Origin of the sequence: Neorhizobium sp. IRS_2294 (assembly GCF_050500145.1) — a bacterium.
In the GTDB taxonomy this organism is placed as follows: Bacteria; Pseudomonadota; Alphaproteobacteria; order Rhizobiales; family Rhizobiaceae; genus Neorhizobium; species Neorhizobium soli.
Map to the genome: position 1 here is coordinate 267,167 of NZ_CP191440.1, position 25,957 is coordinate 293,123.

23 protein-coding genes and 1 pseudogene are annotated in these 25,957 nt (G+C 59.3%); 14 read left to right on the top strand and 10 right to left on the bottom strand.

Annotation, left to right across the window (positions count from 1 at the left end; translation table 11 throughout):
• Nucleotides 1–12: 12 nt before the first annotated feature.
• The 3 genes and pseudogenes from ACQY1K_RS18525 to ACQY1K_RS18535 form a co-directional block, all read right to left on the bottom strand.
• Nucleotides 13–861: a carbohydrate ABC transporter permease gene (locus ACQY1K_RS18525; protein ID WP_062578048.1), complete on the bottom strand. Its 849-nt coding sequence runs from the start codon at nt 859–861 to the stop codon at nt 13–15.
• Complete coding sequence (locus ACQY1K_RS18530) at nt 854–1,753, bottom strand: carbohydrate ABC transporter permease (RefSeq protein WP_092663466.1); 900 nt, start codon at nt 1,751–1,753, stop codon at nt 854–856. The genes ACQY1K_RS18525 and ACQY1K_RS18530 overlap by 8 nt, the downstream gene beginning before the upstream one ends.
• A 112-nt stretch (nt 1,754–1,865) precedes the next feature.
• Nucleotides 1,866–3,174: pseudogene (locus ACQY1K_RS18535) on the bottom strand (ABC transporter substrate-binding protein).
• Between the two features lie 206 nt (nt 3,175–3,380).
• Between ACQY1K_RS18535 and ACQY1K_RS18540 the strand changes: the two are divergent.
• From ACQY1K_RS18540 to ACQY1K_RS18590, 11 genes are all read left to right on the top strand, one after another.
• Entirely contained in the window at nt 3,381–4,586 is a 1,206-nt protein-coding gene (locus ACQY1K_RS18540) for an ROK family protein (RefSeq protein ID WP_430260152.1), read from the top strand.
• 39 nt (nt 4,587–4,625) lie between these two features.
• Nucleotides 4,626–5,726 (top strand): Gfo/Idh/MocA family protein, encoded by a 1,101-nt coding sequence (locus tag ACQY1K_RS18545; protein WP_430260154.1) that lies wholly within the window; start codon nt 4,626–4,628, stop codon nt 5,724–5,726.
• A 22-nt stretch (nt 5,727–5,748) separates the two neighbouring features.
• Nucleotides 5,749–6,390 (top strand): ThuA domain-containing protein, encoded by a 642-nt coding sequence (locus ACQY1K_RS18550; protein ID WP_062459644.1) that lies wholly within the window; start codon nt 5,749–5,751, stop codon nt 6,388–6,390.
• Between the two features lie 53 nt (nt 6,391–6,443).
• Complete coding sequence (locus tag ACQY1K_RS18555) at nt 6,444–7,595, top strand: mandelate racemase/muconate lactonizing enzyme family protein (protein WP_430260156.1); 1,152 nt, start codon at nt 6,444–6,446, stop codon at nt 7,593–7,595.
• Between the two features lie 148 nt (nt 7,596–7,743).
• Nucleotides 7,744–8,058, top strand: a complete 315-nt coding sequence (locus tag ACQY1K_RS18560; protein WP_062459650.1) for a hypothetical protein — start codon at nt 7,744–7,746, stop codon at nt 8,056–8,058.
• A 46-nt stretch (nt 8,059–8,104) separates the two neighbouring features.
• Entirely contained in the window at nt 8,105–8,716 is a 612-nt protein-coding gene (locus tag ACQY1K_RS18565; RefSeq protein WP_430260158.1) for a general stress protein, read from the top strand.
• Nucleotides 8,717–8,890: 174 nt separating this feature from the next.
• The gene (gene xth / locus ACQY1K_RS18570) at nt 8,891–9,685 is read left to right on the top strand and encodes an exodeoxyribonuclease III (RefSeq protein WP_430260160.1); all 795 of its coding nucleotides are present in this window, start codon (nt 8,891–8,893) and stop codon (nt 9,683–9,685) included.
• Nucleotides 9,685–9,894 (top strand): hypothetical protein, encoded by a 210-nt coding sequence (locus tag ACQY1K_RS18575; protein WP_092663073.1) that lies wholly within the window; start codon nt 9,685–9,687, stop codon nt 9,892–9,894. Before xth ends, ACQY1K_RS18575 begins: the two co-directional genes overlap by 1 nt.
• A gap of 95 nt (nt 9,895–9,989) precedes the next feature.
• Entirely contained in the window at nt 9,990–10,883 is an 894-nt protein-coding gene (locus tag ACQY1K_RS18580) for an NAD-dependent epimerase/dehydratase family protein (protein WP_113165410.1), read from the top strand.
• Between the two features lie 214 nt (nt 10,884–11,097).
• Nucleotides 11,098–12,630 (top strand): acyl-CoA carboxylase subunit beta, encoded by a 1,533-nt coding sequence (locus ACQY1K_RS18585; protein WP_062459666.1) that lies wholly within the window; start codon nt 11,098–11,100, stop codon nt 12,628–12,630.
• Nucleotides 12,631–12,640: 10 nt separating this feature from the next.
• Nucleotides 12,641–14,644, top strand: coding sequence for an acetyl-CoA carboxylase biotin carboxylase subunit (locus tag ACQY1K_RS18590; protein ID WP_430260163.1), 2,004 nt, complete (start codon nt 12,641–12,643; stop codon nt 14,642–14,644).
• Nucleotides 14,645–14,701: 57 nt separating this feature from the next.
• Here the strand turns inward: ACQY1K_RS18590 and ACQY1K_RS18595 are convergent, their stop codons facing one another.
• From ACQY1K_RS18595 to ACQY1K_RS18610, 4 genes are read right to left on the bottom strand one after another with little or no spacing between them, the layout of a single operon-like run.
• On the bottom strand, nt 14,702–15,592 hold the full coding sequence (locus ACQY1K_RS18595; RefSeq protein WP_430260593.1) for a lytic transglycosylase domain-containing protein: 891 nt from the start codon (nt 15,590–15,592) through the stop codon (nt 14,702–14,704).
• Between the two features lie 55 nt (nt 15,593–15,647).
• Nucleotides 15,648–16,190, bottom strand: a complete 543-nt coding sequence (locus ACQY1K_RS18600; protein ID WP_113165407.1) for a metallophosphoesterase family protein — start codon at nt 16,188–16,190, stop codon at nt 15,648–15,650.
• A gap of 58 nt (nt 16,191–16,248) precedes the next feature.
• Nucleotides 16,249–19,413: an efflux RND transporter permease subunit gene (locus ACQY1K_RS18605; RefSeq protein ID WP_430260165.1), complete on the bottom strand. Its 3,165-nt coding sequence runs from the start codon at nt 19,411–19,413 to the stop codon at nt 16,249–16,251.
• On the bottom strand, nt 19,410–20,609 hold the full coding sequence (locus ACQY1K_RS18610; protein ID WP_430260167.1) for an efflux RND transporter periplasmic adaptor subunit: 1,200 nt from the start codon (nt 20,607–20,609) through the stop codon (nt 19,410–19,412). Before ACQY1K_RS18610 ends, ACQY1K_RS18605 begins: the two co-directional genes overlap by 4 nt.
• 587 nt (nt 20,610–21,196) lie before the next feature.
• Between ACQY1K_RS18610 and recQ the strand changes: the two genes are divergently transcribed.
• Nucleotides 21,197–23,011, top strand: a complete 1,815-nt coding sequence (recQ, locus tag ACQY1K_RS18615; RefSeq protein ID WP_430260595.1) for a DNA helicase RecQ — start codon at nt 21,197–21,199, stop codon at nt 23,009–23,011.
• A gap of 86 nt (nt 23,012–23,097) precedes the next feature.
• On the opposite strand, the gene ACQY1K_RS18620 is transcribed toward recQ, so the two are convergent.
• The 3 genes from ACQY1K_RS18620 to ACQY1K_RS18630 all read right to left on the bottom strand — a co-directional run bounded on the left by ACQY1K_RS18620 (nt 23,098) and on the right by ACQY1K_RS18630 (nt 25,059).
• The gene (locus ACQY1K_RS18620) at nt 23,098–23,508 is read right to left on the bottom strand and encodes a response regulator (RefSeq protein WP_430260169.1); all 411 of its coding nucleotides are present in this window, start codon (nt 23,506–23,508) and stop codon (nt 23,098–23,100) included.
• Between the two features lie 106 nt (nt 23,509–23,614).
• On the bottom strand, nt 23,615–24,055 hold the full coding sequence (locus ACQY1K_RS18625) for a hypothetical protein (protein WP_062459686.1): 441 nt from the start codon (nt 24,053–24,055) through the stop codon (nt 23,615–23,617).
• Nucleotides 24,056–24,195: 140 nt separating this feature from the next.
• The gene (locus tag ACQY1K_RS18630) at nt 24,196–25,059 is read right to left on the bottom strand and encodes an SDR family oxidoreductase (protein ID WP_430260171.1); all 864 of its coding nucleotides are present in this window, start codon (nt 25,057–25,059) and stop codon (nt 24,196–24,198) included.
• A gap of 291 nt (nt 25,060–25,350) precedes the next feature.
• Here ACQY1K_RS18630 and ACQY1K_RS18635 point away from each other — a divergent pair, with 291 nt between their 5' ends.
• A complete protein-coding gene (locus ACQY1K_RS18635; RefSeq protein ID WP_062459695.1) occupies nt 25,351–25,560 on the top strand; it encodes a cold-shock protein in 210 nt (69 codons plus the stop codon).
• A 121-nt stretch (nt 25,561–25,681) separates the two neighbouring features.
• A complete protein-coding gene (locus tag ACQY1K_RS18640) occupies nt 25,682–25,906 on the top strand; it encodes a hypothetical protein (RefSeq protein ID WP_062459699.1) in 225 nt (74 codons plus the stop codon).
• The last annotated feature ends 51 nt before the right edge of the window (nt 25,907–25,957 follow it).

Here is a 25,957-nt window from a genome sequence, read left to right on the forward strand (position 1 = left end):
TAATCCCTCATTTCAAGACTTTACGGCGCCGGCGGTTAGGCCTGCGATGATGTGTTTCTGGGCCAGGAAGAAGACGATGATCGTCGGCAGGATGGTGAGCGTGATGAAGGCAAGCACCAGCTGCCAATCGGTGCCGAACTCGCCGCGATAGACCATGATGCCGAGAGGCCACGGATATTTGCTTTCGGTATTCAGCATGATCAACGGCAGGATGTAGCTGTTCCAACTGCTGACGAAGGTGACGATGCCAACCGTAGCCACGATCGGCCGCGATAGCGGCAGCGATATGTACCAGAAGAAGCGGATATAGCCGCAGCCATCGACAAAGGCCGCCTGGAACAGCTCTTCCGGCAGGTTGCGGAAATAGTTGCGGAACAGAAGGATGCTCATACCGAGCCCGAATGCGACCTGCGGCAGGATCACGCCCCAATAGGAGTCGAGCAGGCCAAGATCGCGAATACGGATGAACAGCGGGAGAATTGCCGTTGCTGCCGGAAACATCAGCCCGATCAGAAAGTAGTTGAGCAACTGGTTTGAGCCGAAGAAGCGGATATGCGCAAAGCAGAAGGCCGCCATCGACGAGACGACCAATGTGAGGAACACGGTGACACCGGCGATGATCAGCGAGTTCATCATCTGGCGCCAGTAGCGCTCGCCGAACAGGATATCGATGTAGTTGGACCAGACCCATTCGCTGGGCAGCCCGAACGGATTGAGCCGGAGGTCGCCAAGCGTCTTGAAGCCGCCTAGCGCCGTCGTGACCAGCGGAACCAGCACGACGGCAGCGACCAGCGACAGCGAAACATAGACATAGAGGCGCGTGGCCGTGGACACGCGGACTGTGGACGATGTGTCAGTCATTTCGCATGAATATCCTTTTGTAACCGAAGGCGATCGTTACACAAATGACGAACAGGACGACGCCGACGGCGCTTCCCAATCCGACCTGCATGCGCGTGACGCCGTAGGTGTAGAGAAAGGTGACCATGGTCTGCGTCGAGTTCGACGGACCGCCGCCGGTCAGCGGCATGATCAGGTCGAACAGCTGCAGCGATCCGATGATGGCAAAGAAGACGGAGAGACGCACGGTCGACCCGAGCAAGGGCAGGGTAACGTAGCGGAATTTCTGCCAGCCAGTGGCACCGTCGATTTCGGCCGCTTCCATGACGCTCTTGTCGATCGACTGGAGGCCGGCGATGAACAGCATCATGTGAAAGCCGAAATATTTCCAGATGACGACCGCCAGCACCGCGTAGATCGCAAGATCCCTGTCGGCCAGAACATAGGGTGTCGCGACGCCGAGAAAGCCGGCGATTGCGGCGAACAATCCGTAGTCGCCGTCATAGACGAAGCGCCAGATGAGGCCGGCGGCCACATCGGCCAGAACATAAGGTAGAAAGAAGATCAGCCGGAATGCGACGACGCCCCTGATTTTCTTGCCGAGCATCACAGCGAGCCAGATTGCCAGCGGCACCTGCAGCAGCAGGGACACGACGATGATCAGGCCATTGTTGATCAAAGCAGTCGAAAAGGCGGCGTTGTTGAACAGCACCTCGAAATTGCGAACGCCCACAAATTCGGTCGGCGTGCCGTAGCCGTTCCAGCGATAGAAACTGTACCACGCGGCTTCGCCCATGGGCAGGATCACAAAGAGCGTGAACAGAAGCAGGGCAGGCGGCAGGAAGATGATCAGCGCCGGCAATCTGCCACGCGCGGTCGGGCTTTTGTAGCGGACCTTTTCCGGCACACCCATGACGGAGGCGCCGCTGATCTTCGCGGTCATGTTGTTCATCCGGTCTATCCTTGTCGCACCAATTCAGAAGTGCCGTTGCCGGTGACGGCGCTGCCGCCACCGGCTCGTCGGCTTACTCCAGTTCGGTCGCGTCCTGGATTGCCTGCGCTCCCTCTTCGGCTGTCATCTGCCCGGCAAGAATTTCCACCGAGACATCATTGACGACGCGGCCAACCGATGGACCGAGATCCTGGTCGAAGAAGTTCTGGTGCCAGGTGGATGCGGCGAGCTGGTCGGCAGATTCCCGCATCAGCGGGTTTTTCAAGCCTTCCTCGGCATCGACAGCCGCAGGAATGATCATCCCTTCGGAGGCCATCTGCCGCTCCATCTCCTGACTGGTCAGGAAGCGGAGGAAATCGACAGCCGCCGGCGAAGCGTTCTTGCTGACGCCCCAGCCGTTCAGCCCGCCCAGCGTATCGGTGGCTTTGCCGGCGCCGCCTTCGACAATCGGGAACCCGAAGCGGCCGATGTTGTCGGCAGCAAGCCCCTTGCCGTCGCCGGCATTCTTGCGCTGGTTTGGCTCGGTATTTTCAAAGCCGAGAAGCATTGCAGCCCGTCCATCGCCGAACGCACCAAGCGTCTGCGGCCAGTTGGCGCCGAGATAGCCGTTCTGGAAAGGCTGAAGCTTCCCGAGCTCTGCCAGTTGCTCGCCGGCCTTGATCACCGCAGGGTGCATGAAGCCTTCGCCTTCCTTATTCTTGGCGGCTTCGAACACTGCTTCGCCGCCATTGCGCATGACGAGGAAGCTCCAGTAGAAATGCAGCGGCCACTTATCACCGCCGCCGCCCGCAATCGGCGCGATGCCGGCACCTTTCAACGTCTTGACCGCTCCCAGGAAATCGTCCCAGGTCTTGATGTCTTCGGCCTTGACGCCTGCCTTGGCGAACAACTCCTTGTTGTAGAAGAAGCTGACGGTCCCCATTCGGTAAGGGACGGCATAGATCTTGTCATCGAATGTCAGGCCGGCGACGGCGGCTGGCTTGTAGGTCTTGGCCCATTCGCCGCCGTTTGCGTTCATGGCCTCTGTCAGGTCCATCAGGGCGCCCGTCTGCGACTGCTGACGAAGAACGCCGCCACCCCAGCTGTAGAAGAAGTCAGGCGCCGCGTCGGACTGCAGAAGCGTCGGCAACTTGGCCTTGAACGCTTCGTTTTCGAGAAACTGCAGCTGGATATCGACATCCGGATGCTGCGTTTCATACTTCTTGGCGATGTCTTCCCACGTCTTGATATAGGCGGGTACGGTTTCGACGTGCATCCACTTGACGACCGTTTGTGCAGCAGTTGCCGTATTGGTCCCGAAAAAGCGTCGAAAGTGCAGTGGCTGCGGCGAGCGCAGTGATCCGAACGCCCGTATAGGACGTTGCATTGTGGTGATAGGTCATTCTTCCTCCTCCAAAGGGAAACAACCATCCTCAATTTTTCCCTTATGCGGATTAATTCAAACGACATTTGCATCATTGTCAACCGCACTCGCTGAAGTTTTGCTCACATTGGCTTGACAAGAGGCAGTTCGTCAACGCTATTTAATTCGTGATCCGACATAAATATCGGAATCGAACGTCACAGCGATACGGGCATCCGACTTTCCATGAAGACTGCAGATCCAGAATTGATGCGGGCGATCAATCGGTTCACGGTGCTGGACAAGATCCGCAGGCGCGGCCCGATTTCACGGGTCGAGATCAGTGAACGTTCGCAGCTGTCGACCACGACCGTCTCAGCTATCACTGCCTCTCTGCTCGACGACGGACTGATCCTGACGAGGCACGAGGGCGATATCAGAAATACGGCGGCACGGGGCAGGCCGCGGGTGATGCTGGAGCTCAACCCGGATGCGGCACGCGTCGTCGGCGCAAAGATCGCCAATAACCGCCTCGTTTTCGCGCTGACGAATTTCTGCGGCGAGGTTCTGTCGCAGCTCACCATCCCTGTCCGCGTCGACAGGCTGCCGATCGGCGTGATCAGCGATCTCGTCGAAGACGGCGTGCGGCGGTGCATCGTCGATGCCGGTCTTTCGTTGAGCGACATCGACACAGTCTGCTTAGGCCTGCCAGGGGTTGTCGAACATCGCACCGGAAAGGTGCGCTCCAGCCCTATCTTTCGCGAGACGGATATCAATTTCGCCGAGGAAATGACGAGCCGGCTCGGCCTTCCGACCATCGTCGAAAGCGATGCGCACGCGATCGCTTTGTCGCATCACTGGTTCGGTCAAGCCCGGGACCTCGACGATTTCGTCATCGTCTCGCTTGAGCAGACGTTGGGGCTCGCCCTTCTTCACAACGGGCAGGTGTTCCGTGGAGCTGGCGGTCTCAGTCATAATCTCGGCGACCTGGTGCTCGGCGCGACATCCGAGGAGACGCTCAGGCTTTCGGCGGTTGCCGGCGAGACAGCCATTTTCGGCGAGCAGCAGCTGGTGGGGCATTTCGCCGAAGCCGTGCGGCTCGGGCGCGGTATGGCGCATGCGCAGGCGCTGATCGCCTCCGAGAACAATCCCTTGTCGGGCGCCGCTATTAGGGCCGGCGAAGCTGTCGGGCTGGCGATTGCCAACATCGTCACGCTGTTCGGTCCGCCCCGCGTCATCATCGTCGGCTCGACGCTGGGGCTCGGCGCCGTGTTTACCGACAGCCTGCAGCAATCCTATTCCTGCGCTATTCCGAGCTCAATCAGCGAAGTCGCCGAACTGGTTTTCGACCAGTCAACCGACGAGGCCTGGGCGCAGGGAGCGGCGGTCGTCGCGTTGCGCGAGCTTTACGAATCGCCCTGGGGAACGACAGGTCCCGCTTCGAGCCTCTAGCTCAGGCGAACCACATATTTGCAACTTTGGGAGGAGACTATGCAAAAACTCGGCATCGGCATCATCGGATGCGGCAACATATCGTCAGCCTATCTGAAAGCGATGGCGTCTTTCCCGGTCCTCGACATCCGCGGCATCGCGGATCTCAATCACGGTCTGGCGGAGCAGCGCGCCGGCGAGTTCAACCTGTCGGCCCGCAGCATCGATGAGTTGCTCGGGGATCCGGAGATCCAGCTGATCGTCAACCTCACCGTGCCAAAGGCGCATGTGGAGGTCGGTCTTCGCGCCCTTGCGCATGGCAAGCATACCTATTCCGAAAAGCCGCTTGGCATTACCTTTGCTGAGGGAAAGAAGCTGGCCGAGACCGCGAAGTCGACTGGTCTCCGGATCGGCGCAGCGCCCGATACGTTCCTTGGCGGTTCGCACCAGACAGCCCGGTCGATCATCGATACGGGCGTGCTGGGAACGCCGGTTGGCGGAACCGCCACCTTCATGTGCCCCGGGCACGAACGCTGGCATCCAAACCCTGACTTCTACTATGAAGCCGGCGGCGGGCCGATGTTCGATATGGGGCCTTACTATATCACCGACCTCGTCAATCTTCTGGGGCCGGTCGCCAAAGTTGCAGGCTTTGCGGTCACTCCGCGCAATGAGCGCACCATCACCAGCGAACCGCGCAACGGCCAGAAGATCCCCGTGCATATTCCGACGCATGTTTCGAGCGTCATGGCCTTCGAAAACGGCGCCGTGGTGCAGATCAGCATGAGCTTCGACGTCGCGGGTCACAAGCATGTGCCGCTCGAAGTCTATGGCACCGAGGGAACGCTGATCGTCCCCGATCCGAACCATTTTGGCGGCGACATTCAGCTGCTGAAGAAAGGCGGCAGCTTCGAGCCGCAGCCGACGACGGAACCCTATTCCGACGGCAACTACCGGTCACTCGGCGTCGCCGATATGGCGCATGCCATCCTGTCGGACCGCCCGCATCGGGCGAACGGCGATCTCGCTCTGCATGTCCTTGAAGTCATGGAAGCCTTCGGCACCGCGGCAGACACAGGGCAGACCGTTGACATCACCACCAAGCCGGAGCGGCCGGCGCCGCTTTCGCAATCCTTGATAGACGGGCAGATCGCCCGCTGACACCACACTGGAGGAGACTGATATGCGCGAAGCTTTGATCGTATGGGGTGGCTGGAGCGGGCATGAACCGCAGGAATGCGCTCATGTCATAAGGGACATTCTTCAGGAGGACGGCTTCAAGGTCTATCTGGAAAACACGACGGAAGCGTTTGCAGATCCTTCCATTCACGACCTGTCCCTGATCGTGCCGATCATGACCATGTCGAAAATCGAGAAGGAGGAGGCGAAGAACCTCGCATCGGCCGTCGAAAACGGTGTCGGCATCGCCGGCTACCACGGTGGCGCCGGTGACGCGTTTCGCGAATGCGTGGAATACCAGTTCATCATCGGCGGCCAGTGGGTGGCCCACCCCGGCAACATCATCGACTACACCGTCAATGTGACCCGCCCGGACGACGAGTTGATGCAGGGCATCAGTGATTTCCCATACACGTCCGAGCAATACTACATGCATGTGGACCCTTCGAACGAGGTGCTTGCGACGACCACGTTCAATGGCGATCACGCCTACTGGATCGACGGCGTTGTCATGCCTGTCGTCTGGAAGCGCAAATACGGCAAAGGGCGCGTCTTCTATTCGTCGCTTGGCCATGTGGCGAAGGAATTCGACGTGCCGCAGATGAAGACGATCTTCAGACGTGGTGCAAACTGGGCGGCGCGCTGATGGTTGCCTGACGCTCAGTCCACCCGATCTCCGACAAGCATGGCTCGGCTCTCATGAAAATCTCGGCGATAAAGCCCTATGTCACCAAACTCGGTGTTCGCAACCAACTGCTTCTCAAGGTGGAAACGGAGGAGGGGATTTATGGTTGGGGCGAGTCGGGCCTGTCATATCGAGAGAAGGCGGTTCTCGGGACGATCGATCACTACAGCCGGTTTCTGATCGGTCGGGATCCGATGCAGTGCGGCGCCCTGTGGCAGGAGATGTATCGAAGCCAGTATTTCGAGGGCGGACGGGTGTTGACGGCCGCGATCTCTGCCCTCGACATCGCCTTTCACGATATCAAGGGTAAGGCTCTCGGAGTGCCCGTGTACCAATTGCTCGGAGGCCGGCAGCGCGAGCGGGTGCCGGCCTTCGCAACGACCTCTGCCGAACCGGGACCTGAGATGGTGGAGCAGGCGCTGCTCCTGAAGGACCAGGGCTGGCGGTGCATCCGGATGATCGCCACCGGCCAGGAAAACAGCGATCGTTTCGAACCACGCGAGTCGATCGCGACGACGGCCGAATGGGTCACCCGCGTGCGCGAGGCCGTGGGCAATGAGATTACGCTCGGCGTCGAGTACCATCATCGCCTCAGCGTCGCCGAGGCCGCCTCGTTTTGTCAAAAGCTGCCGCGGGGCACTCTGGATTTCATCGAGGAACCGATCCGCGACGAGACGCCCGGTGCCTACGAAGCACTGCGCAGAATGACGGAGATACCGTTTGCCATCGGCGAGGAGTTTTCGTCGAAATGGCAATTCCTTCCCTATGTCGAACGTGACCTCCTGCAGTTCTGCCGTATCGACATCTGCAATGTCGGCGGTTTCACCGAAGCGATGAAGATTGCCGGTTGGTGCGAGGCGCATTACGTCGACCTCATGCCGCATGCGCCGCTTGGCGCCGTATGCACGGCGGCCTCCGTCCACCTTGCTGCAGCCGTCGCCAACTTCGCTTGGCTGGAATGCCGTAACTCACCGACAGAGCAGCTGGGTTTCGGTGACCCCGCAACCTACCCGAAACAGATCGGGATGGACGGAGCCTTCTACCGCGTGCCGGACGAGCCGGGTCTCGGTGTCGAGGTCAATGAATCGCTTCTACAGGCGTCGAGCTTCGAATACAGCGAGCCGCCGCACCTGCGCCGCGATGACGGCTCTTTCACCAACTGGTGAGATCGGGACCAACCGTGTTCGTATCGTGGGTGAACGCGGATGCGCGTCCTCGGTTGATCCGCCGTGCCTAATCTCAACGGAACAAAATCCGGCTCCGCGGGTTGTCCTCCGCGCATTCGAAAGTGAATGCAGAACTTGGAGGAACACCATGAAAAAACTTAGCTTTGGCCTCGCTGCAGTCCTTCTTTCGGCATCCGCCGTTCTGGCTCAGACAGAGCCTAAGACGACCGAGACGACACCAGCGGTGAGCACCTCCGGCGAAACAAATCCGGCCGCACCGGTTGCTGGCAAGAACAGCTTCACAGAGGCGCAGGCAAAATCGAGAATCGAAGAAGCCGGTTACGCGGAAGTCTCCGGTCTCAAACTGGACGACCAGGGCATCTGGCGCGCCATGGGTACCAAGGACGGCAAGCACGGCAACGTGGCGCTGGACTTCCAGGGCAATGTGGTGATGGCGAAGTAAGCCTGATCGTCCCAACAACAATAACGAATACGAAGAGGAAATTCCCATGCGTACCATTACTGGACTTTACGACAACTACGATGACGCCCGCGCCGCGGTGAAGGCTCTCGAAGATGCTGGCGTGTCATCCGACGACATCAGCATCGTGTCGCACAAGAACGGCAAAGAAGATATCGAAGGCCAGGGCAGCAACGCTGCTGAAGGCGCGGGCACAGGCGCTGGCATCGGTGCCGTCGCTGGTGGCGCCGGTGGTCTTCTGGCCGGTCTCGGAATGCTCGCAATCCCAGGCGTTGGCCCGGTTGTAGCAGCTGGTTGGCTTGCAGCAACGGCAGCCGGTGCTGTCGCTGGCGCAGTGGCCGGTGGCGCAGCAGGCGGCATCGTCGGTGCAATGATCGAATCCGGTGTGTCGGAGAAGGACGCCCACCTTTATGCCGAAGGCGTACGCCGCGGCGGTTCGCTGGTTGTCGCCAAGGTCGATGACGACAAGGCAGTGGCTTCGGAAGCGATCCTGATCCGTTCGCGTTCTGTCGATCTCAACGAGCGTCGCACAGCATACACCAATGATGGCTGGTCGCAGTTCGACGACAAGGCTGATCCTTACACACAGGACCAGATCGACGCCGAGCGCGGTTGCTACCGCACCAACACTCCGATCTGATCCATATTCTGAAAGGGCGGTCTTCATGGCCGCCCTTTCTTTATGCCGGGCAATTGCCGGCGACTGCGCAAGGCGGCATCGATCCGTCAACTTGTGCTTTGTCAAAACCAACACGCAGCACTGCAAATTTAGGCTGGGCCGCGAACTCGATAGTCGCACTCGGGTACAATTCGCGTGAAAATAGCCAGCTACAACGTCAATGGCATCAACGGGCGGATCGATATCCTCCTCCAGTGGCTGGAGGAATCGCAGCCTGATGTCGTGTGTCTGCAGGAGCTCAAAGCGCCTGATCAGAAGTTTCCCATCAAAGCCATTGAAGCAGCCGGTTACGGCGCCGTGTGGCACGGGCAGAAATCCTGGAATGGCGTGGCGATTCTAACGCGCGGCGAAGAGCCGCTGCTGACTCGAAAGGGCCTCCCTGGCGATCCTGACGATGTCCAAAGACGATATATCGAAGCCCTTGTGAACGGTATCCTCATCGGCAACGTCTATCTTCCGAATGGTAATCCTTCACCCGGCCCGAAATTCGATTACAAGCTCGCGTGGCTTTCGCGACTGCAGGACTATGCCGCCGAGCTGATAGAATTAGACGTTCCGGTCGTCATCGCGGGTGATTACAACATCATACCGACCGAACTCGACGTCTATAAGCCTGAGCGATGGACAGATGATGCGTTGTTCCGGGCCGAAGTTCGCAATGCATTCAGGGAGCTTCTCGCGCAGGGCTGGACGGATGCCATTCGCAGGTTACATGCCGACGAGCGCATCTACACCTTCTGGGACTACATCCGGAACGCGTATGGGCGAAACGCAGGACTTCGCCTCGACCATTTCCTGTTGAGCCCAGGTCTCGCAGACGACCTCTCGCGAGCCGAGGTCGACACGCATGTTCGTGGCTGGGCCCACACGAGCGACCATGCACCTGTATGGATAGAGTTGTTAGACGATCTTAAAAAAGGAGCAGAGTGATGGAAGGCCATTGGACAAACGAACTTCGCCAGAAGGTTGAGGCACTCGTCGACGAATACGTTGCAGCTGGAGCATCCCAGAGCGATGTGCTCGATGTCATAGCAAAGACAGGGGTCGATCTGCGGCTTCCGAAAACCGATGAGCCTGATCGCGCCAGCGACAAGGCTGTTGTCGAGGAACCCGCCAACGATTGGCCGGCTGCGACGTAACGCTGCGCGGAGGGGCGTGACGATCACGACGCCGCGGACTACCATGACCGCCCGGCATGGCGGTTATGGCTCACATATGGGAAGGGAACAGAAACATGACAAAGCGGATCGTTTTCACTGGCGGCACCGGAAAAGCCGGCAAGCATGCGGTATCGTATCTTCTGGCGAAGGGATACTCGGTCCTGAATGTCGATCTGAAACCGCTCGATATGACCGGCGTGAATACGCTGATCACGGATATCACCGACAGCGGCCAGGTCTTCAATGCGTTGACGACGCATTTCGGGTTCTCCGGCTTCGAAGACGGCGCACCGCCATCGGCACCCGATGCGGTCGTCCATTTCGCAGCGGTTCCACGCGTGCTGATCGAGCCTGATAACAAAACATTCGAAGCCAATGTCATGGGCACCTATAACGTGCTGGAAGCCGCCATGAAGCTCGGCGTACGCAAAGTCGTGATTGCTTCAAGCGAGACGACCTACGGCGTCTGCTTTGCCGAAGGTGACAAGAATTTCCACGCGTTTCCGCTGGAAGAAGATTACGACAGCGATCCGATGGACAGCTACGGATTGTCGAAAGTCGTCAACGAAAAAACCGCTCGCGCCTTTGCCATGCGCTACGGAGCCGACGTCTATGCTCTGCGCATCGGAAACGTGATCGAGCCTGACGAATACGACAATTTCGCAGATTTCCTTGAACAGCCTATGTCGCGAAAACGCAATGCGTGGAGCTACATCGACGCGCGCGACCTTGGTCAGATCGTCCATCTCTGCCTGGAGAAAGACGGGCTTGGCTATCAGGTCTTCAACGCAGTCAACGACACGATCACCGCCGAGCTGCCAACCGCCGAATTCCTCGCAAAATATTGTCCGGATACGCCGGTCTGGCGCGAGATGGGTCGGGATGAAGCGCCGCTCTCGAACCGCAAGGCCCGCGAAGTTTTAGGCTTCCGCGAAGAGCATCCCTGGCGGCGATATATGCTTCGCTGAGCTGCCAGATTGTCCGCTTCCGCGAGGGCGGGGGAGCTTGAAATGGATGCGGACGTCAGCCTATCGGAGGGGCTGGCGTCATCTCCGGCAAGCGGTTAGCAATAGTTCTAGACGAAGCCGCAGCTTCATCTTTGATCGCGAAGGCATAAGGCGCGCCGCTGTCGCATCAGCCTTAGCTGGGGCACGGGGACGAGGGGATGGGAGACGACAACGCATGCTGCAGATAATCGAACAGCTGGAACAACGCAGAGCTGAGGCGCGTCTTGGAGGGGGACAAAGACGGATCGACGCCCAGCACGCGAAGGGCAAGCTGACGGCGCGCGAGCGGATAGAGGTCCTGCTGGACGAGGGCTCCTTCGAGGAGTTCGACATGTATGTCACCCATCGCTGTACGGATTTCGGCATGGAGACACAGAAGGTGGCCGGCGACGGTGTCGTGACCGGCTGGGGCACCATCAACGGGCGCCAGGTCTATGTCTTCAGCCAGGATTTCACAGTGCTCGGCGGGTCTCTGTCCGAAACCCATGCCCAGAAGATCTGCAAGATCATGGATATGGCGGTAAAGGTCGGAGCTCCGGTCATAGGCCTCAACGATTCCGGCGGCGCTCGCATCCAGGAAGGCGTCGCCTCGCTCGGCGGCTATGCGGAAGTGTTTCGCCGCAATGCCGAGGTTTCCGGCGTCATCCCGCAGATTTCGGTGATCATGGGACCATGCGCCGGCGGCGCCGTCTATTCGCCTGCCATGACCGACTTCATCTTCATGGTGCGCGACACGTCCTATATGTTCGTGACGGGCCCGGACGTGGTGAAGACCGTGACGAACGAGATCGTGACAGCCGAAGAACTGGGGGGCGCCACGACCCATACCCAGAAATCCTCGGTCGCGGATGCCGCCTTCGAAAACGACGTGGAAGCGCTGGAAGCGGTCAGACAGCTGTTCGACTTTCTGCCTCTCAACAATCGCCAGAAGCCCCCGGTTCGCCCTGTCCATGACGACCCGTCGCGGCTGGAGATGCGGCTCGATACGCTGATCCCAGATAGCGCGGCCAAGCCCTATGACATGAAGGAACTGATCACGGCACTTGCCGATGAAGGCGACTTCTTCGAGATCCAGGAAGCCTTTGCGAAAAACATCATCACCGGTTTCATTCGCATGGAGGGACAGACGATCGGCATCGTTGCCAACCAGCCGATGGTGCTGGCCGGCTGCCTCGATATCGACTCGTCGCGCAAGGCGGCGCGGTTTGTGCGGTTCTGCGATGCGTTTTCCATTCCGCTGCTGACGCTGGTCGATGTGCCGGGCTTCCTTCCGGGCACGGCGCAGGAATATGGCGGCGTCATCAAGCACGGCGCAAAGCTGCTGTTTGCCTATTCGCAGGCCACCGTGCCGATGGTGACGCTGATAACCCGCAAGGCATATGGGGGCGCGTATGACGTGATGGCGTCCAAGCATATCGGCGCCGATATCAACTATGCCTGGCCGACGGCTGAAATCGCCGTTATGGGCGCTAAAGGTGCGACCGAGATCCTGTATAGGTCGGAGCTTGACGATCCGGACAAGATCGCAGCCCGCACCCGGGAATACGAGGAGCGGTTCGCCAACCCGTTTATCGCGGCAGAGCGTGGCTTTATCGACGATGTGATCATGCCGCATTCGTCGCGCCGTCGTATCGCAAGGGCATTTGCCTCGTTGCGCGACAAGCAGGTGCAGACCCATTGGAAAAAGCACGACACAATCCCGCTGTGAGGCTCCAAGCATGATCAAGAAAATCCTGATCGCCAATCGCGGCGAAATTGCCTGCCGGGTCATCCGGACCGCCAAGCGGATGGGTATCGCAACCGTCGCCGTCTACTCGGACGCCGATCGTGATGCGCTGCATGTGAGGATGGCGGATGAGGCGGTTCATATCGGTCCAGCACCTTCCGACCAGTCCTATATCGTCATCGACCGTATTCTCGATGCCGTCGCGAAAACAGGCGCAGATGCCGTCCACCCTGGATACGGGTTTCTGTCGGAAAACGCCCTGTTCGCAGCAGCGCTCGAGAAAGCTGGCATCATCTTCATCGGTCCGCCGGTCAGGGCGATCAAAGCGATGGGCGACAAGATCACGTCCAAGAAAATCGCCGCCGAAGCGGGCGTTTCGACCGTGCCGGGTCACATGGATCTCATTGCGGATGCCGATGAGGCCGTAAAGATTTCCTCCTCGATCGGCTATCCCGTCATGATCAAGGCGTCTGCCGGCGGTGGCGGCAAGGGCATGCGGATCGCCTGGAACGATGCCGAAGCCCGGGAAGGTTTCCAGTCATCCAAAAACGAGGCGAAGTCTTCCTTTGGCGACGATCGCATCTTCATCGAAAAATTCGTGACGCAACCGCGTCACATCGAGATCCAGGTACTCGGCGACCAGCACGGGACCACGCTATATCTCGGGGAGCGCGAATGCTCGATCCAGAGGCGAAACCAGAAGGTTATCGAGGAAGCGCCGTCTCCCTTCCTCGATGAGCAGATCCGGAAAGCGATGGGCGAGCAGGCCGTCTTGCTCGCAAAGGCCGTTGGTTATTTCTCCGCGGGCACAGTCGAATTCATCGTCGACGGCAACAGGAAATTCTACTTCCTCGAAATGAACACCCGGCTGCAGGTCGAGCATCCTGTGACGGAGCTAATTACCGGCGTCGATCTCGTCGAACAGATGATCCGGATCGCGGCCGATGAAAAGCTGGCCCTCAGCCAGGACGACGTGAAGCTTGAAGGCTGGGCGATCGAAAGCCGGCTCTATGCCGAAGATCCCTATCGCAACTTCCTGCCGTCGATCGGCAGGCTCAGCCGCTACCGTCCACCGGTCGAGGGCGTCAAGCACGATGGCACGATCGTGCGCAACGATACCGGCGTCTTCGAGGGTGGCGAGATTTCGATGTACTACGACCCGATGGTCGCCAAGCTCTGCACCTGGGCGAAAGACAGGACGGCTGCGATCGATGCGATGGCGACAGCGCTCGACGGTTTTGAGGTCGAGGGCATCGGCCACAACCTACCCTTCCTCTCGGCGGTCATGAGCCAGGAGCGTTTCCGCTCCGGCAACTTGACGACGGCCTATATCGCCGAGGAGTTTCCCGATGGCTTTTCCGGCGTGCATCCCGATGCGGATGCGTTGCGGACGCTGGCAGTGATTGCGGCGTTTGCGCATCAGATGATCAGGCAGCGGGCGCTGCAGATCTCAGGAACGCTTGCGACCGCTGGCCGCGTGACGGCCAAGGACTGGATCGTGGCACTGGCAGACGCTGAGGAAACGGTCACGATCGAGACCGGATCGGCAGAAAGCGCCGTCGTATTTGCAGATGGCAGTCGCTTCGCGATCTCTTCGGACTGGCTGCCCGGCAAGCGACTTGCCAGTTTTACCATCGGTGACAGAGTTGCCGAAGTGAAAATCGATCTGATTGGATCGGCCATCCGGCTACGTTGGCGCGGTATGGATGTCAGGGCGCGGGTGCGTTCACCGCGTGTTGCGCAGCTTGCACGCCTGATGCCGGTCAAGGTCCCGCCGGATATGTCGCGAATGCTGCTCTGCCCGATGCCCGGTGTCATCACCTCGGTCACGGTCGGCGTGGGCGATCAGGTCGAAGCAGGTCAGACGCTGGCGACTGTCGAGGCGATGAAGATGGAAAATGTCCTGAAGGCGGAACGTCGTGGCGTGGTGAAGCGGGTGACAGCATTGCCCGGCCAGAGCCTCGCGGTTGATGAACTGATCATGGAATTCGAGTAAGGCCCGCCGACGATTTCTCAGGAAACGGTGTCGACGTCCACATACAGGGTCAACGGTTCAGCGGTTCTTGAGAACCGTGCAGGAAACGCCGTGGGCTTTGATTTCATTGCAAAGCTTGACTGCAGCGGCCCGGCTTTCCTCACCGATGCGGGCTGCGTAGCGCGGACGACGACCGAAATTTCCGCCGCGCTGGCGCACGATAAGTGCGCGTTCGGCATTAAGCGGCGAGGGCAGTTTCGCAGCCGAGGCGGCAAATAGCCGGCCGGCAACGCCAGGGTTATAATGCGCGGCGAGCTGGACACCCCAGGGCGCCCAGTCGGCTGACGCACCGAGAACCGGATCGTTGATGCGACGAGTGTCCGCCAGCGCGACGCAGGCGTCCTTAAACGGTTTTTGAGGGTCCAGATCGGGTGCGGCAACCGCCGGAGCATTGTCTCTCCAGACTTCCGCGGGATAGCCTGTAATCGCGAAGACGTAGTCCCGCGTCTCCATCGGCAGGCTTCCCGAGGTGAGAAACCTCTGCAGCCTTGCTTCGCCGGCATTGTATGCGGCCGCCGAGAGACCGAAATTGCCGAACTTACCTCTCATTTCAGCGAGATATGTCGCGGAGGCATCAAGCGCTTCGAGAACGTTGAAGCTGTTGTTCAAACCGCGTAGACGGGCCGTATCCGGCATGAATTGCGCGATACCCTGCGCGCCCTTCGGGCTGACTGCTTCAGGCCGAAACAGGCTTTCACGCCATATCAGGCGGGCGAAAAAGGCGGGCGGCATCTTCTGTTCTGTCGCGAAATGTTCGATTGCGTGACAGAGATCGACGTTGAACGTCTCCTTGGCGATGCAGAGCGCTTCGTCGCCGTCGCGCCGCTCGTAGAGGCACTCCGTCTCTTTGGTTGGTTCCGGAGGTGCGGTCTCGGCAGCGACAGGGTCGGCAAAGGCAGCCGCGACCATCAAAGCGCCAGCGCCCAGAAGTTGGAATTCCCTTTTCAACAAAAACCGCTCTCTTCTATCCGTTCGCATGTCCGCCGCCCTGCGTCACGACAGAGGCGACCTTTGGCGCTGCCTTCTTCTTGACGACATCCTCCAGCGTTACCGGCCGAAGCCCCTGCGCATCGACGCCAACGTCAAACTGCCGTGGCAGCGGTTTGAGCCGGCCATGCGAGTGGCCGTGGAGGTTGATCGATTTCTTGCCCATCTTGTTCCAGGTGCGAAACGCGTAGTGGCAGAGGATCAGATGGACATCGTCGATATGAAGCTCATGATAGTGCTGCACGGACGTCCAGCCACTGGCCGACGTCGTGGTCTCCGGGTCGTTATTGCCGATGATCAGGTGTTTGCGGCCGTTGAGCTTTGCCAGTAGCGCATCGCAATCGCCACCGCGCACGGACATGAAATCGCCGAGATGCCAGACATCGTCGTCAGCGCCGACTATGTCATTCCAGTATTGAATGAGTGCCTCGTCGTGCGCGACCATGTCCGGGAACGGTCGCCGGTCGATGCGCAACACGCGGGGATCGCCAAAATGAGTGTCGCTGGTGAAGTAGATCATGAGGTTTTAACCGGACCGTGCGAGAAGGACAGCCGCATCTATAACGGACATGCCGGTGCTATGCGGTCTCTGTCTTGGCCTCCAGATTTTCTGCCTTAGCTTTGCGGCCGCTGAAGATTCGCCGTACGAGCACGAAAAACAGCGGAACGTAAAGCGTTGCAAGGATCGTCGCCGTGATCATGCCGCCGATGACCGCCGTACCGATCGCGATGCGGCTCTGTGCACCCGCGCCGGACGAAATTGCAAGCGGCAAAACGCCGAAGATGAAGGCAAGACTGGTCATCAGAATCGGTCTTAGCCGCAGGCGGGCAGCTTCCATGGCAGAATCGTAAGCGCTCTTGCCGGCCCGTTCCGCCTGTTCCGCGAACTCGACGATCAGGATCGCATTCTTTGCGGAAAGGCCCATCGTGGTCAGAAGGCCGATCTGGAAATAAACGTCGTTCTCCAAGCCGCGCAAGGTGACAGCACAGACCGCTCCGATGATGCCAAGCGGAATGATGAGCATGACCGAGAACGGGATCGACCAGCTTTCGTAAAGTGCTGCAAGACATAAGAAGATGACGAGAAGCGACAGCCCGTACAGGATGGGCGCTTGTCCGGCGGACAGTCTTTCCTGGTACGAGAGACTGCTCCAGGCCACTGACGTCCCCGGCAGATCCGCTGCCAGTTCCGTCATACGGTCCATTGCCTGACCGGAGCTTAGGCCCGGTCCCGCTTGTCCCTGGATTTCGTAAGACTGCAACCCGTTGAACCGCGTCAGCGTTGTCGGCGCCTGGGACCAGCTCGTCTTGGCAAACGAAGAGAAAGGTGCCATTTCGCCGCTTGCCGTGCGCACATACCAGCCGTCGAGATCCTCGACAGCGCCGCGGTGGGCGGCATCACCCTGGACGTAGACCCGCTTCACGCGCCCACGGTCCACGAAATCGTTGACATAGACGCCACCCCAGGCTGCGCTCAGGGTTGCATCGACATCGGACTGCTGGATCCCGAGTGCGCCGACCTTTTCGTCGTCTATGTCGATCTGTAACGTCGGGACGTCTTCAAGTCCGCTCGGACGTACGCGCGCAAGTGTCGGATCCGCAGTCGCCGCAGCGAGAAGCTGGTCGCGCCGCTGCTTGAATTCCGTCAGGCTGAGATCGCCATTGTTCAAAAGTTGCATGGTGAAGCCGTTGGACTGACCCAGTCCCTGCACCGATGGCGGTGTCAGCGCAAAGAACTGGGCGTCGCGCAAGGAGCGCCCGAGCGCGGCTGTGGCACGCGCCACAATCGAGGCGGCCGCGTTCTCTTCGCCCACTCGTTCGTCCCATGGCTTGAACTGCACAAAACCCTGACCGACGTTCTGGCCGGAACCGCTGAAACGGAAACCCGAAATCGTAAACAGGCCAGCAATATTCGCCTGCTCCGGTCCGAGGAAGTGGTCTTCGATCGCGGCTGCGGTCTCGACGGTGCGAACGCGTGTTGCGCCGGGCGGAAGCGTGTATTGAACGACGCCGTAACCTTGATCCTCAACCGGAAGAAAGCCGCCGGGAAGTTGGAGGAAGAGAAACACGACGGCGCCGGCCAGCGCACAAAAGGCGATGATCGAAAGCCAGATCCTGCGGATGGCGATCGTGACGGCCGCGAGATATGTCTTTTGAACCCAGCCGTAACCGCGGTCGAACATCGTCCCAAATCGCCGGATCAGACCACCAGTGCGTTTCGGCGCATTCTCTTTGACGCGTGGTTTCATCAGCGTTGCGGTCAGGGCCGGCGTCAGCACCAGCGCCACCACGACCGACAGAACCATTGCGGAGATAACAGTGACCGAGAACTGCCGGTAAATGACACCGGTTGAGCCGCCGAAGAATGCCATCGGAACAAACACCGCCGACAGGACCAGCGCGATCGCAATCAACGCCGTCTGGATTTCACCCATCGAGCGAAGCGTCGCGTCTCGGGGGCTTAAGTCCGGCTCTTCCTCCATGACACGTTCGACATTCTCGACGACGACGATCGCGTCATCGACCAGAAGACCGATCGAAAGGACCAGTCCGAATAGGGTGAGCGTGTTGATCGAATATCCGAACAGTGCGAGCACGCCGAACGTGCCGAGCACGACGACCGGGACGGCAAGTGCTGGAATAAGCGTCGCACGCCAGCTGCGCAGGAAGACGAACATGACGATGACGACAAGAACGATCGCCTCGATCAGTGTCTTCACCACTTCCTCGATCGAAAGCCGGATGAACTCGGTGGAGTCACGAGGGTAGGTGACGCGGTAGCCATCCGGCATGTTTGCCGCTTCGCCATCGATAGCCGCTTTCACCAGCTCGGCCGTTTCAAGCGCGTCCGCGCCGGGGGCAAGCTGAACGGCAATGCCGGATGCCGGATGACGGTTGAAACGGGTGAAGCGCGTATAGCTTTCCTGTCCGAGTTCGACGCGGGCGACATCCGCCAAGGTGACACGTGCGCCGCTTTCGTCCGTGCGGATGACGATCCGCTGGAACTCCTCCGGTGTCGTCAGGCGCGAACGGGCGGTCACGATCGCATTCAGCATCTGCGTGTCGGGGGAGGGTTGGGCGCCGATCTGGCCGGCCGCAACCTGCGTATTCTGCGCCTCGATCGCGGTGATGACGTCCGACGGCATCATCCCGTATGAAAACAAACGACCCGGGTCGAGCCAGACCCGCATCGCGTATTGCGAGCCGAAAAGGTTGGTATCGCCGACGCCGGGAAGGCGACCGATCCGCTCCTGGAGATTGGCGGCAATGTAGTCCGAAATATCGGAATCCTTCGCCTTATCGGTTTCATCGTAAACTGCGGCGACAAGCAAAAAGTCACTGTTGGACTTCGTAACGGTGAGACCTTGCTGCTGCACCTGCTGGGGCAGGCGAGAGAGAGCCTGCTGCACTCTGTTTTGAACCTGAACTTGTGCGATATCGGGATCGGTGCCCTTGTCGAATGTTACCGCGATCGTGACCTGGCCTTCGGCGCTGGAGGTCGACGTGAAGTAGATGAGGCCGTCGATGCCGGTAAGCTGCTGCTCGATCACCTGTGTCACGCTGGTTTCAAGCGTTGCAGCAGAAGCCCCAGTGTAATTGGCGCGGATGTTCACCTGCGGCGGCGCGATATCCGGATACTGCTCGACCGGAAGCGTCAGGATGGAGCCGATACCACCCAACATGATCACGATCGCGATCACCCAGGCAAAGATTGGACGATCGACAAAGATACGGCTGATCATAGCGCGGGGACCGCCTTGTTCTCTGTTGCTTCTGCGGTCTGCTTCTTACCCACGTCGACAATCTTGACCTTGTCGTCGGGTTTGACCTTGGAGACGCCTTCAACGATGACCCGGTCTCCAGGAGCAAGGCCTTCGGTCACAAGCCAGCGATTGCCGACAGCCTGAGCGACCTGGAGCGCACGCCGCTGGACGGTATCTCCGTCGCCGACCACAAGCGCGCTTGCCTCTCCTGTGGGGCTCCTCGTCACGCTCTGCTGCGGCACAAGGATCGCGTCCTTCGCCTGAGTCTGTGAGAGAACTGCGCGGACATACATGCCTGGCAGGAGGATGGCGTCGGGATTCGGAAACTCGGCGCGAAGTGTAACAGACCCGGTCGACGGATTGACGGTGACATCGGTAAACTGGAGCTTGCCCGGAAGCGGATATTCCTGCCCGTCTTCCAGTTTCAAACGCACCTCGGCCGTGTCCTTGGACAATTCGCTCGAGGCCATCGCATCTCGCAGCTTTAAAAGCGCAGTCGAGGATTGCTGAATATCGACGAAGATCGGGTCGAGGCGCTGGATGGTCGCCAAGGCCTGCGTCTGCTGAGCCGATACGAGCGCACCTGTCGTCACCAGCGAACGGCCGATCCTGCCGCTGATCGGCGCGGTCACCTTGCTGTAGCGCAGGTTGATCTCCGCGGTCTGGAGCTTCGCATTGTTCTGCGCGACGGTCGCGGTAGCAGACCGGAGCGCTGCAGTGGCATCCGTAAACGCCTGCTCGCTAACCGCTCCCTTTTGCGCCAGGGGCTTTAAACGTTCGAATTCGATCCGCGCGTTGTCTTCGCCGGCCCTTGCGCTTTCGAGATTGGCGCGTGCCTCCGCAACCGAGGCTTCGAACAGGCTTGCATCGATCTGGTAGAGCGTGTCGCCCTTCTTGACGAAAGCACCCTCGGTAAACGAGCGAGCCTCGATGATCCCTGACACCTGGGGCCTGACCTCAGAAGTCTCGAACGGGGATGTGCGACCTGCAAGCTCGTTCACGAGCGGCACGTCTTCTGTCATCGCCGTCACAATCCCGACTTCCGTTGGCTGGCGCGGTGGCTTTGCTTCCTCCTCTGCCTGCAGATTGCAGCCGGCAAGTGCAACGGCACAGCCGATGGCTGCAAGCCGCGGCAGCAACCCCTTCTTCGGGTAGGAGAACTGTGTGGGGATCATCGTAATTTGGCCTGTTCCGTCGCTGCCGAGATGAGTTGCTCGGCAGGTAACGCGGAAGGCGGCAAATCGTACGGTGCTGTTTCATCACGATGTTGCGATGCAATCGCGAGCCGGACATTTTGCGTCCGAGAGGCCTGAGAAAGCTGGCCCATGAGAGCTGGCCTGTCCGCAGTTTCTGCAAACAGTTTCAGAGTAGCTGTATGGTGACTGCTTCGACGAGAATATGATAGATATTCTCTATGACCGTCTGGGAATCCGTTTTGAACGGTGCAGACAGGTTTTTAGAATGTTCCTAAAGTGTTCAAATTATCGGTATCTAATATTATCGTTTGCTAATTTTGCAACGCGGTCGCGATCCCGCTGCCCCCTTAAATCTAGGGGTGTGTCGATTGATATTTTCTATCAGGTCATTTGTTTCGTGCCTCAATGTCATTCGGGCACGAACCGCTTGATGGATAGTGGCGATATCTGCGGCGGCGGGCTTTGCAAAGGTCGTGCCTTGTGAGATGGCTCGCGAGCAAGGATGGAGGCGGAACGAGCTCATGCAAGCGAAATCAACCAGCCAAGATGGTGAACGCAAAAGCGGTATGCAGGCGGATCCGGTCGGGGTTTTGCAGAAGGTTTACGGCTACCCTTCCTTTCGCGGCGACCAGGAGGCTGTCGTTCGCCATGTTGTTTCGGGCGGAGACGCGGTTGTGCTGTTTCCGACGGGCGCAGGAAAATCCCTGTGCTTTCAGATCCCGGCTCTCTGCCGCGACGGCGTCGGCATCGTTGTTTCGCCGCTGATTGCGCTGATGCGCGATCAGGTCGAAGCGTTGAAGCAGATCGGCGTCCGTGCCGCTTCAATAAATTCCTCCATGCCGCGGGAAACGTTCGGCGAGGTCAAACGCGCGCTCGCGGCCGGCACGCTCGACATGCTGTACGTGACCCCCGAGAGGATCGTGACATCAGGGTTTCGCGAGTTGATCGGAGACGCCAAGGTCGCGCTGTTTGCAATCGATGAAGCGCATTGCGTCTCGCAATGGGGGCATGATTTTCGCCCGGAGTATCGGCAGCTCGGTGAACTCGCCGACCTTTACCCGGGCGTGCCGCGTATGGCGCTGACCGCGACCGCCGACCCGCATACGCGGGAAGATCTTATCGACAGGCTCACCCTGCGCAATGCCCGGGTCTTCAACGCGTCGTTCGATCGCCCCAATATTGCCTACGAGATCGTTGAACGGGATCAGCCGCGCCAGCAGTTGCTGCGCTTCCTGGAGAATCACAAGGGATCGAGCGGTATCGTCTACTGCCTGTCGCGCGCGAAGGTCGAGGAAACCGCGGAGTGGTTGAGTGCGCAAGGCATCCGCGCGTTGCCCTACCATGCGGGTATGGACCGGGAGGTTCGCGATGCCAATCAGGACGCCTTCCTGAAAGAGGAAGACCTCTGCCTCGTCGCGACCGTCGCCTTCGGGATGGGCATCGACAAACCCGATGTACGCTACGTCGCGCACCTGGATTTGCCGAGCTCAGTCGAAGCCTATTATCAGGAGACGGGCCGTGCCGGTCGTGACGGTCTGCCGTCCGAAGTTTGGATGGCCTACGGGATGGCCAACGTAATTCAGCGCGGCAGGATGATCGACAACGGCACGTCCGGCGACGACGTCAAGCGGGTCGAGCGCGCCAAGCTCAATGCGTTGCTTGCGATCTGCGAGACAGCCGGCTGCCGACGACAGGCGATCCTCGCACATTTTGGAGAAGAGCATGCGGGGCATTGCGGAAACTGCGATACCTGCATCAAGCCCGTGGACACCTGGGACGGAACCGAGGCCGCCATCAAGGCGCTCGCTGCCGTGTATCGAACAGAGGAACGGTTCGGTACCGGCCATTTGATCGATGTCCTGCTCGGCAATGACAACGAAAAGACACGTCGCTTTGGCCATGTGGACATGCCGGTCTTCGGTGCGGGAAAGGATCTGGCGCAAAAGACGTGGCAGTCCGTCTATCGCCAGCTTCTCGCCGCAGGCCTTGTGCGCGTCGATCACCAGGCTTTCGGAGCTTTGAAACTGGAGCCTTCGGCACGCGATGTCTTCCGCCACGAGCGGACCGTCCGTTTCCGCAAGGACCCGGTGACCGGCCGCAAGACGGCACGAGGGCAAACGGCAGGCTCGAAAAACCCAAGGTCGCAGCTGGGAGAGACCGATGCGGTCTTGTTTGAGGCATTGCGCAAGATGAGAATGACGATTGCGAAGGATCTGGCGATCCCTCCCTACGTCGTATTCGCCGACGCGACGCTGATCTCGTTTGCAACGCAGCGGCCGACAACCCACGACGCGCTCCTCGGTGTATCCGGCGTCGGGCAAGCGAAACTTGAGCGATACGGCGACGCGTTCCTCGATATTATTCGGGCACACGACGGATAATCGATAGACGACTATCGATCGAAAGGTGGAAGCGCGCTGCGAGCGGCTAATGGTCATCCCGACACTATATCGGGACGACGCCAGTCTTACTGCTTTGTGACGGGAAACGTTCTGAGGCGGTCCGGCGGGCACGTGCCCTCGATCCCGGCGCGTCTGTCCGCTAAGTACTGGATTGCTTTCACGACCTCGAGATCGAGGATCGGCTTCTCCATCACTCCAAGCGTTCCCTTCACGCCCGCCCCCAAGGCGCCCGGATCGCTCGTCATGAACAAGACGGTGATGTCGGCGATTGCGAGGTCGCGCCCGATGCCCGGCCCGGTTGGACCGTCATCGAGGTTGACATCGACCAATGCCATATCCGCCGTGGCCGCAAGCAACGTGGCTTCCGCTCTGTTTCTCGCCACGCCAATCGAATGGTGCCCCAACGCTTCGACAGCGTCTTCCAGACCCATTGCAATAATTGGCTGATCTTCGACAATCAGAACATTGAAAGCCATTTCCATTCTCCGTTCATGAACACTTTTGCGTAATCTCTTAGTGAACGAACGGGCGGAAATGCAGGGTGTTCCAGTTTTCGTCACAAATACTTATGGTTGAACGTGGCTATCGCGTGATGCCCCACAGAAATCCGATAGCCGCCGCAAGCCCAACGGCTCCGATTGGAGATCTTTGGATACCGCGCTTGATGTCGTCCACAATAAGGCGGGGTTCGTTCGCGTACTCGCGGTAGGTTGCCGGCTCTACGGCTCTGTCCTTCAAACTTTCGAGCTCGGCGCGCAGGGCTGTCAGCGTATCTCGTGCTTTGGCAGTTGCCGAGTTGTCGCGGTCGTGGACCGATGCCAGAGCTTCATCGACAAGCGGTTCGTCTGAACTCGTGCTCGGGCCGCCAAAGCCTGTGGCAGTGGACGACGATGAAACAGGATCGGAACCCGGGAAGGTCTCCTCGAGGCCCTGTTGCAGGACTTCGTCTGGAGTGCGGGCGCGTTGTGCTGCCTGTTCGCGAAGAAGAGACGCGGCAGCAGGCGACTGGGAATGATCGGCCATTGGGTTTTCCTTGCTTGTTTGTTTGGGGATCGAGACATCCTCTGATCCGGCTCGTGTTTCTATGGGTACCGAAACTCGCTCTTCGAGAGCGGTTTCGGGAGAGGAGCGAGCCTTCCCGAAACCGAACGACAATGAACGGATCAGATCATGATCTCGCCGCCGGTCACCGGAATGACGGCGCCAGTCATGTAGCTGCCAAGGTCGGACGCCAAGAGAACATAGGCACCTGCCAATTCGGCTGGCTGGCCCGCACGACCGAGCAAGGTCTGCTCGCCGAACTTCGCCGCCTTTTCAGCCGGCATGGTCGAGGGAATGAGAGGCGTCCAGATCGGGCCCGGCGCGACGGCATTCACCCGGATCCCATGTTCTGCCACCATTTCGGCAAGACCAGCCGTGAAGTTGGAGATGGCACCCTTGGTCGAGGCGTAGGCGAGAAGCTGTGGCGAAGGTTGACGCGACTGGATCGACGTCGTGTTGATGATCGAGCTACCCGGCTTCATCAGAGGGACAGCCGCCTTCGATAGGAAGAATGGTGCGTAGATGTTGGTCCGGAACGTCTCGTCCCACTCTTCCGCAGTGATATCGGTAATGGTGGCATAGGTGCGCTGGAAGGCGGCATTGTTGACGAGGATGTCAATTTTTCCGAGCTCATCGGCCGTGCGCTTCACTAGCGCGTTGCAATGCTCCTCCGACTTGATGTCGCCGGGAACGACCACTGCCTTGCGGCCTGCTTCGCGCACCCACTTCGCCGTGTCTTCAGCGTCTTCGTGTTCGCTGAGGTACGAAATGAGGATATCCGCGCCTTCGCGGGCGAATGCGATCGCCACAGCTTTGCCGATGCCTAAATCGGCACCGGTGATCAGCGCGACCTTGCCCTCAAGACGACCATTGCCCTTGTAGGAGAGTTCGCCATGATCCGGCGCCGGATCCATCAATGCGGTCTGGCCTGGCGGGTCCTGATGCTGGGCGGGATGGGGAGGTGTCGGGCGACGTGTTTCTTGCATGGTTTGATCTCCAGTCTAGCGTTCTGAGCAGAAACAAGCTGATCCACAATCGGTTCCGTTGTCGCTCACTCAGCCTCTTCGAAAGCGCTCCAGTCGGGCCGGGGAAACTAAAAGTTGACTTTCGGGAGCGTAGCCGCTATTTGTGGTTTATCGATATTTTGCTTGCTGATCTTTGGTTATTGCGCTTCGAACGAAGCGCCTGAGCGAACTTCCTCTTCAAAACAAATCGCTATCACCTTCTGCAAGATCTCGTTTTGCAGATATCTTCTCTATGCTTTGAAAGGGTTCACTATGACCACCGGCACAGTAAAATGGTTTAATTCCACTAAGGGCTTCGGCTTCATTCAGCCTGACGATGGCGGCGCTGATGCGTTCGTTCACATCTCCGCAGTCGAGCGCGCCGGAATGCGCGAAATCGTTGAAGGCCAGAAGCTGGGCTACGAACTTGAGCGCGACGCAAAGTCGGGCAAGATGTCGGCCTGCAACCTTCAGGCTGCTTAATTCGATTTTTGCTTCGCTTTGACCACGGATGTACTGGCACTGTCGAAGTAGCAGTTGGTGAGGGCCGAGCATACGTGCTCGGCCTTCTTATTTGGCGTCTACCGCCAGGATTGGATAAGAAATGACGGAAACAATGTCGAAGTCGCGCGAGCGTGCGGAAGCCGCATTTGCTCAGACCCAGACCCAGTTTTTCTCCCGCGTCGAAGCGGTCGCAGAATTAAACGCACACGTCGCCGAACGTGACTCAAAGACGGCTCGGCTCAAGGCTGCGCGCCTTGCAAAAGAAATTGAAGACCGCGCCTCGGCGACTGCTGCCCTGATTGCCAAGCGCGCCAAGAAGGCCTGACACCAGCCCGACTTCGAATGAACTCGGCCCGCAGCCTGCGCGGCCGATCTT

What these genes read in the sequence shown, in the direction of transcription:
- ACQY1K_RS18525 (WP_062578048.1), bottom strand. Translation starts at nt 861, where the DNA reads ATGACTGACACATCGTCCACAGTCCGCGTGTCCACGGCCACGCGCCTC.
- ACQY1K_RS18530 (WP_092663466.1), bottom strand. Translation starts at nt 1,753, where the DNA reads ATGGGTGTGCCGGAAAAGGTCCGCTACAAAAGCCCGACCGCGCGTGGC.
- ACQY1K_RS18540 (WP_430260152.1), top strand. Translation starts at nt 3,381, where the DNA reads ATGAAGACTGCAGATCCAGAATTGATGCGGGCGATCAATCGGTTCACG.
- ACQY1K_RS18545 (WP_430260154.1), top strand. Translation starts at nt 4,626, where the DNA reads ATGCAAAAACTCGGCATCGGCATCATCGGATGCGGCAACATATCGTCA.
- ACQY1K_RS18550 (WP_062459644.1), top strand. Translation starts at nt 5,749, where the DNA reads ATGCGCGAAGCTTTGATCGTATGGGGTGGCTGGAGCGGGCATGAACCG.
- ACQY1K_RS18555 (WP_430260156.1), top strand. Translation starts at nt 6,444, where the DNA reads ATGAAAATCTCGGCGATAAAGCCCTATGTCACCAAACTCGGTGTTCGC.
- ACQY1K_RS18560 (WP_062459650.1), top strand. Translation starts at nt 7,744, where the DNA reads ATGAAAAAACTTAGCTTTGGCCTCGCTGCAGTCCTTCTTTCGGCATCC.
- ACQY1K_RS18565 (WP_430260158.1), top strand. Translation starts at nt 8,105, where the DNA reads ATGCGTACCATTACTGGACTTTACGACAACTACGATGACGCCCGCGCC.
- ACQY1K_RS18575 (WP_092663073.1), top strand. Translation starts at nt 9,685, where the DNA reads ATGGAAGGCCATTGGACAAACGAACTTCGCCAGAAGGTTGAGGCACTC.
- ACQY1K_RS18580 (WP_113165410.1), top strand. Translation starts at nt 9,990, where the DNA reads ATGACAAAGCGGATCGTTTTCACTGGCGGCACCGGAAAAGCCGGCAAG.
- ACQY1K_RS18585 (WP_062459666.1), top strand. Translation starts at nt 11,098, where the DNA reads ATGCTGCAGATAATCGAACAGCTGGAACAACGCAGAGCTGAGGCGCGT.
- ACQY1K_RS18590 (WP_430260163.1), top strand. Translation starts at nt 12,641, where the DNA reads ATGATCAAGAAAATCCTGATCGCCAATCGCGGCGAAATTGCCTGCCGG.
- ACQY1K_RS18595 (WP_430260593.1), bottom strand. Translation starts at nt 15,592, where the DNA reads ATGGTCGCGGCTGCCTTTGCCGACCCTGTCGCTGCCGAGACCGCACCT.
- ACQY1K_RS18600 (WP_113165407.1), bottom strand. Translation starts at nt 16,190, where the DNA reads ATGATCTACTTCACCAGCGACACTCATTTTGGCGATCCCCGCGTGTTG.
- ACQY1K_RS18605 (WP_430260165.1), bottom strand. Translation starts at nt 19,413, where the DNA reads ATGATCAGCCGTATCTTTGTCGATCGTCCAATCTTTGCCTGGGTGATC.
- ACQY1K_RS18610 (WP_430260167.1), bottom strand. Translation starts at nt 20,609, where the DNA reads ATGATCCCCACACAGTTCTCCTACCCGAAGAAGGGGTTGCTGCCGCGG.
- recQ (WP_430260595.1), top strand. Translation starts at nt 21,197, where the DNA reads ATGCAGGCGGATCCGGTCGGGGTTTTGCAGAAGGTTTACGGCTACCCT.
- ACQY1K_RS18620 (WP_430260169.1), bottom strand. Translation starts at nt 23,508, where the DNA reads ATGGCTTTCAATGTTCTGATTGTCGAAGATCAGCCAATTATTGCAATG.
- ACQY1K_RS18625 (WP_062459686.1), bottom strand. Translation starts at nt 24,055, where the DNA reads ATGGCCGATCATTCCCAGTCGCCTGCTGCCGCGTCTCTTCTTCGCGAA.
- ACQY1K_RS18630 (WP_430260171.1), bottom strand. Translation starts at nt 25,059, where the DNA reads ATGCAAGAAACACGTCGCCCGACACCTCCCCATCCCGCCCAGCATCAG.
- ACQY1K_RS18635 (WP_062459695.1), top strand. Translation starts at nt 25,351, where the DNA reads ATGACCACCGGCACAGTAAAATGGTTTAATTCCACTAAGGGCTTCGGC.
- ACQY1K_RS18640 (WP_062459699.1), top strand. Translation starts at nt 25,682, where the DNA reads ATGACGGAAACAATGTCGAAGTCGCGCGAGCGTGCGGAAGCCGCATTT.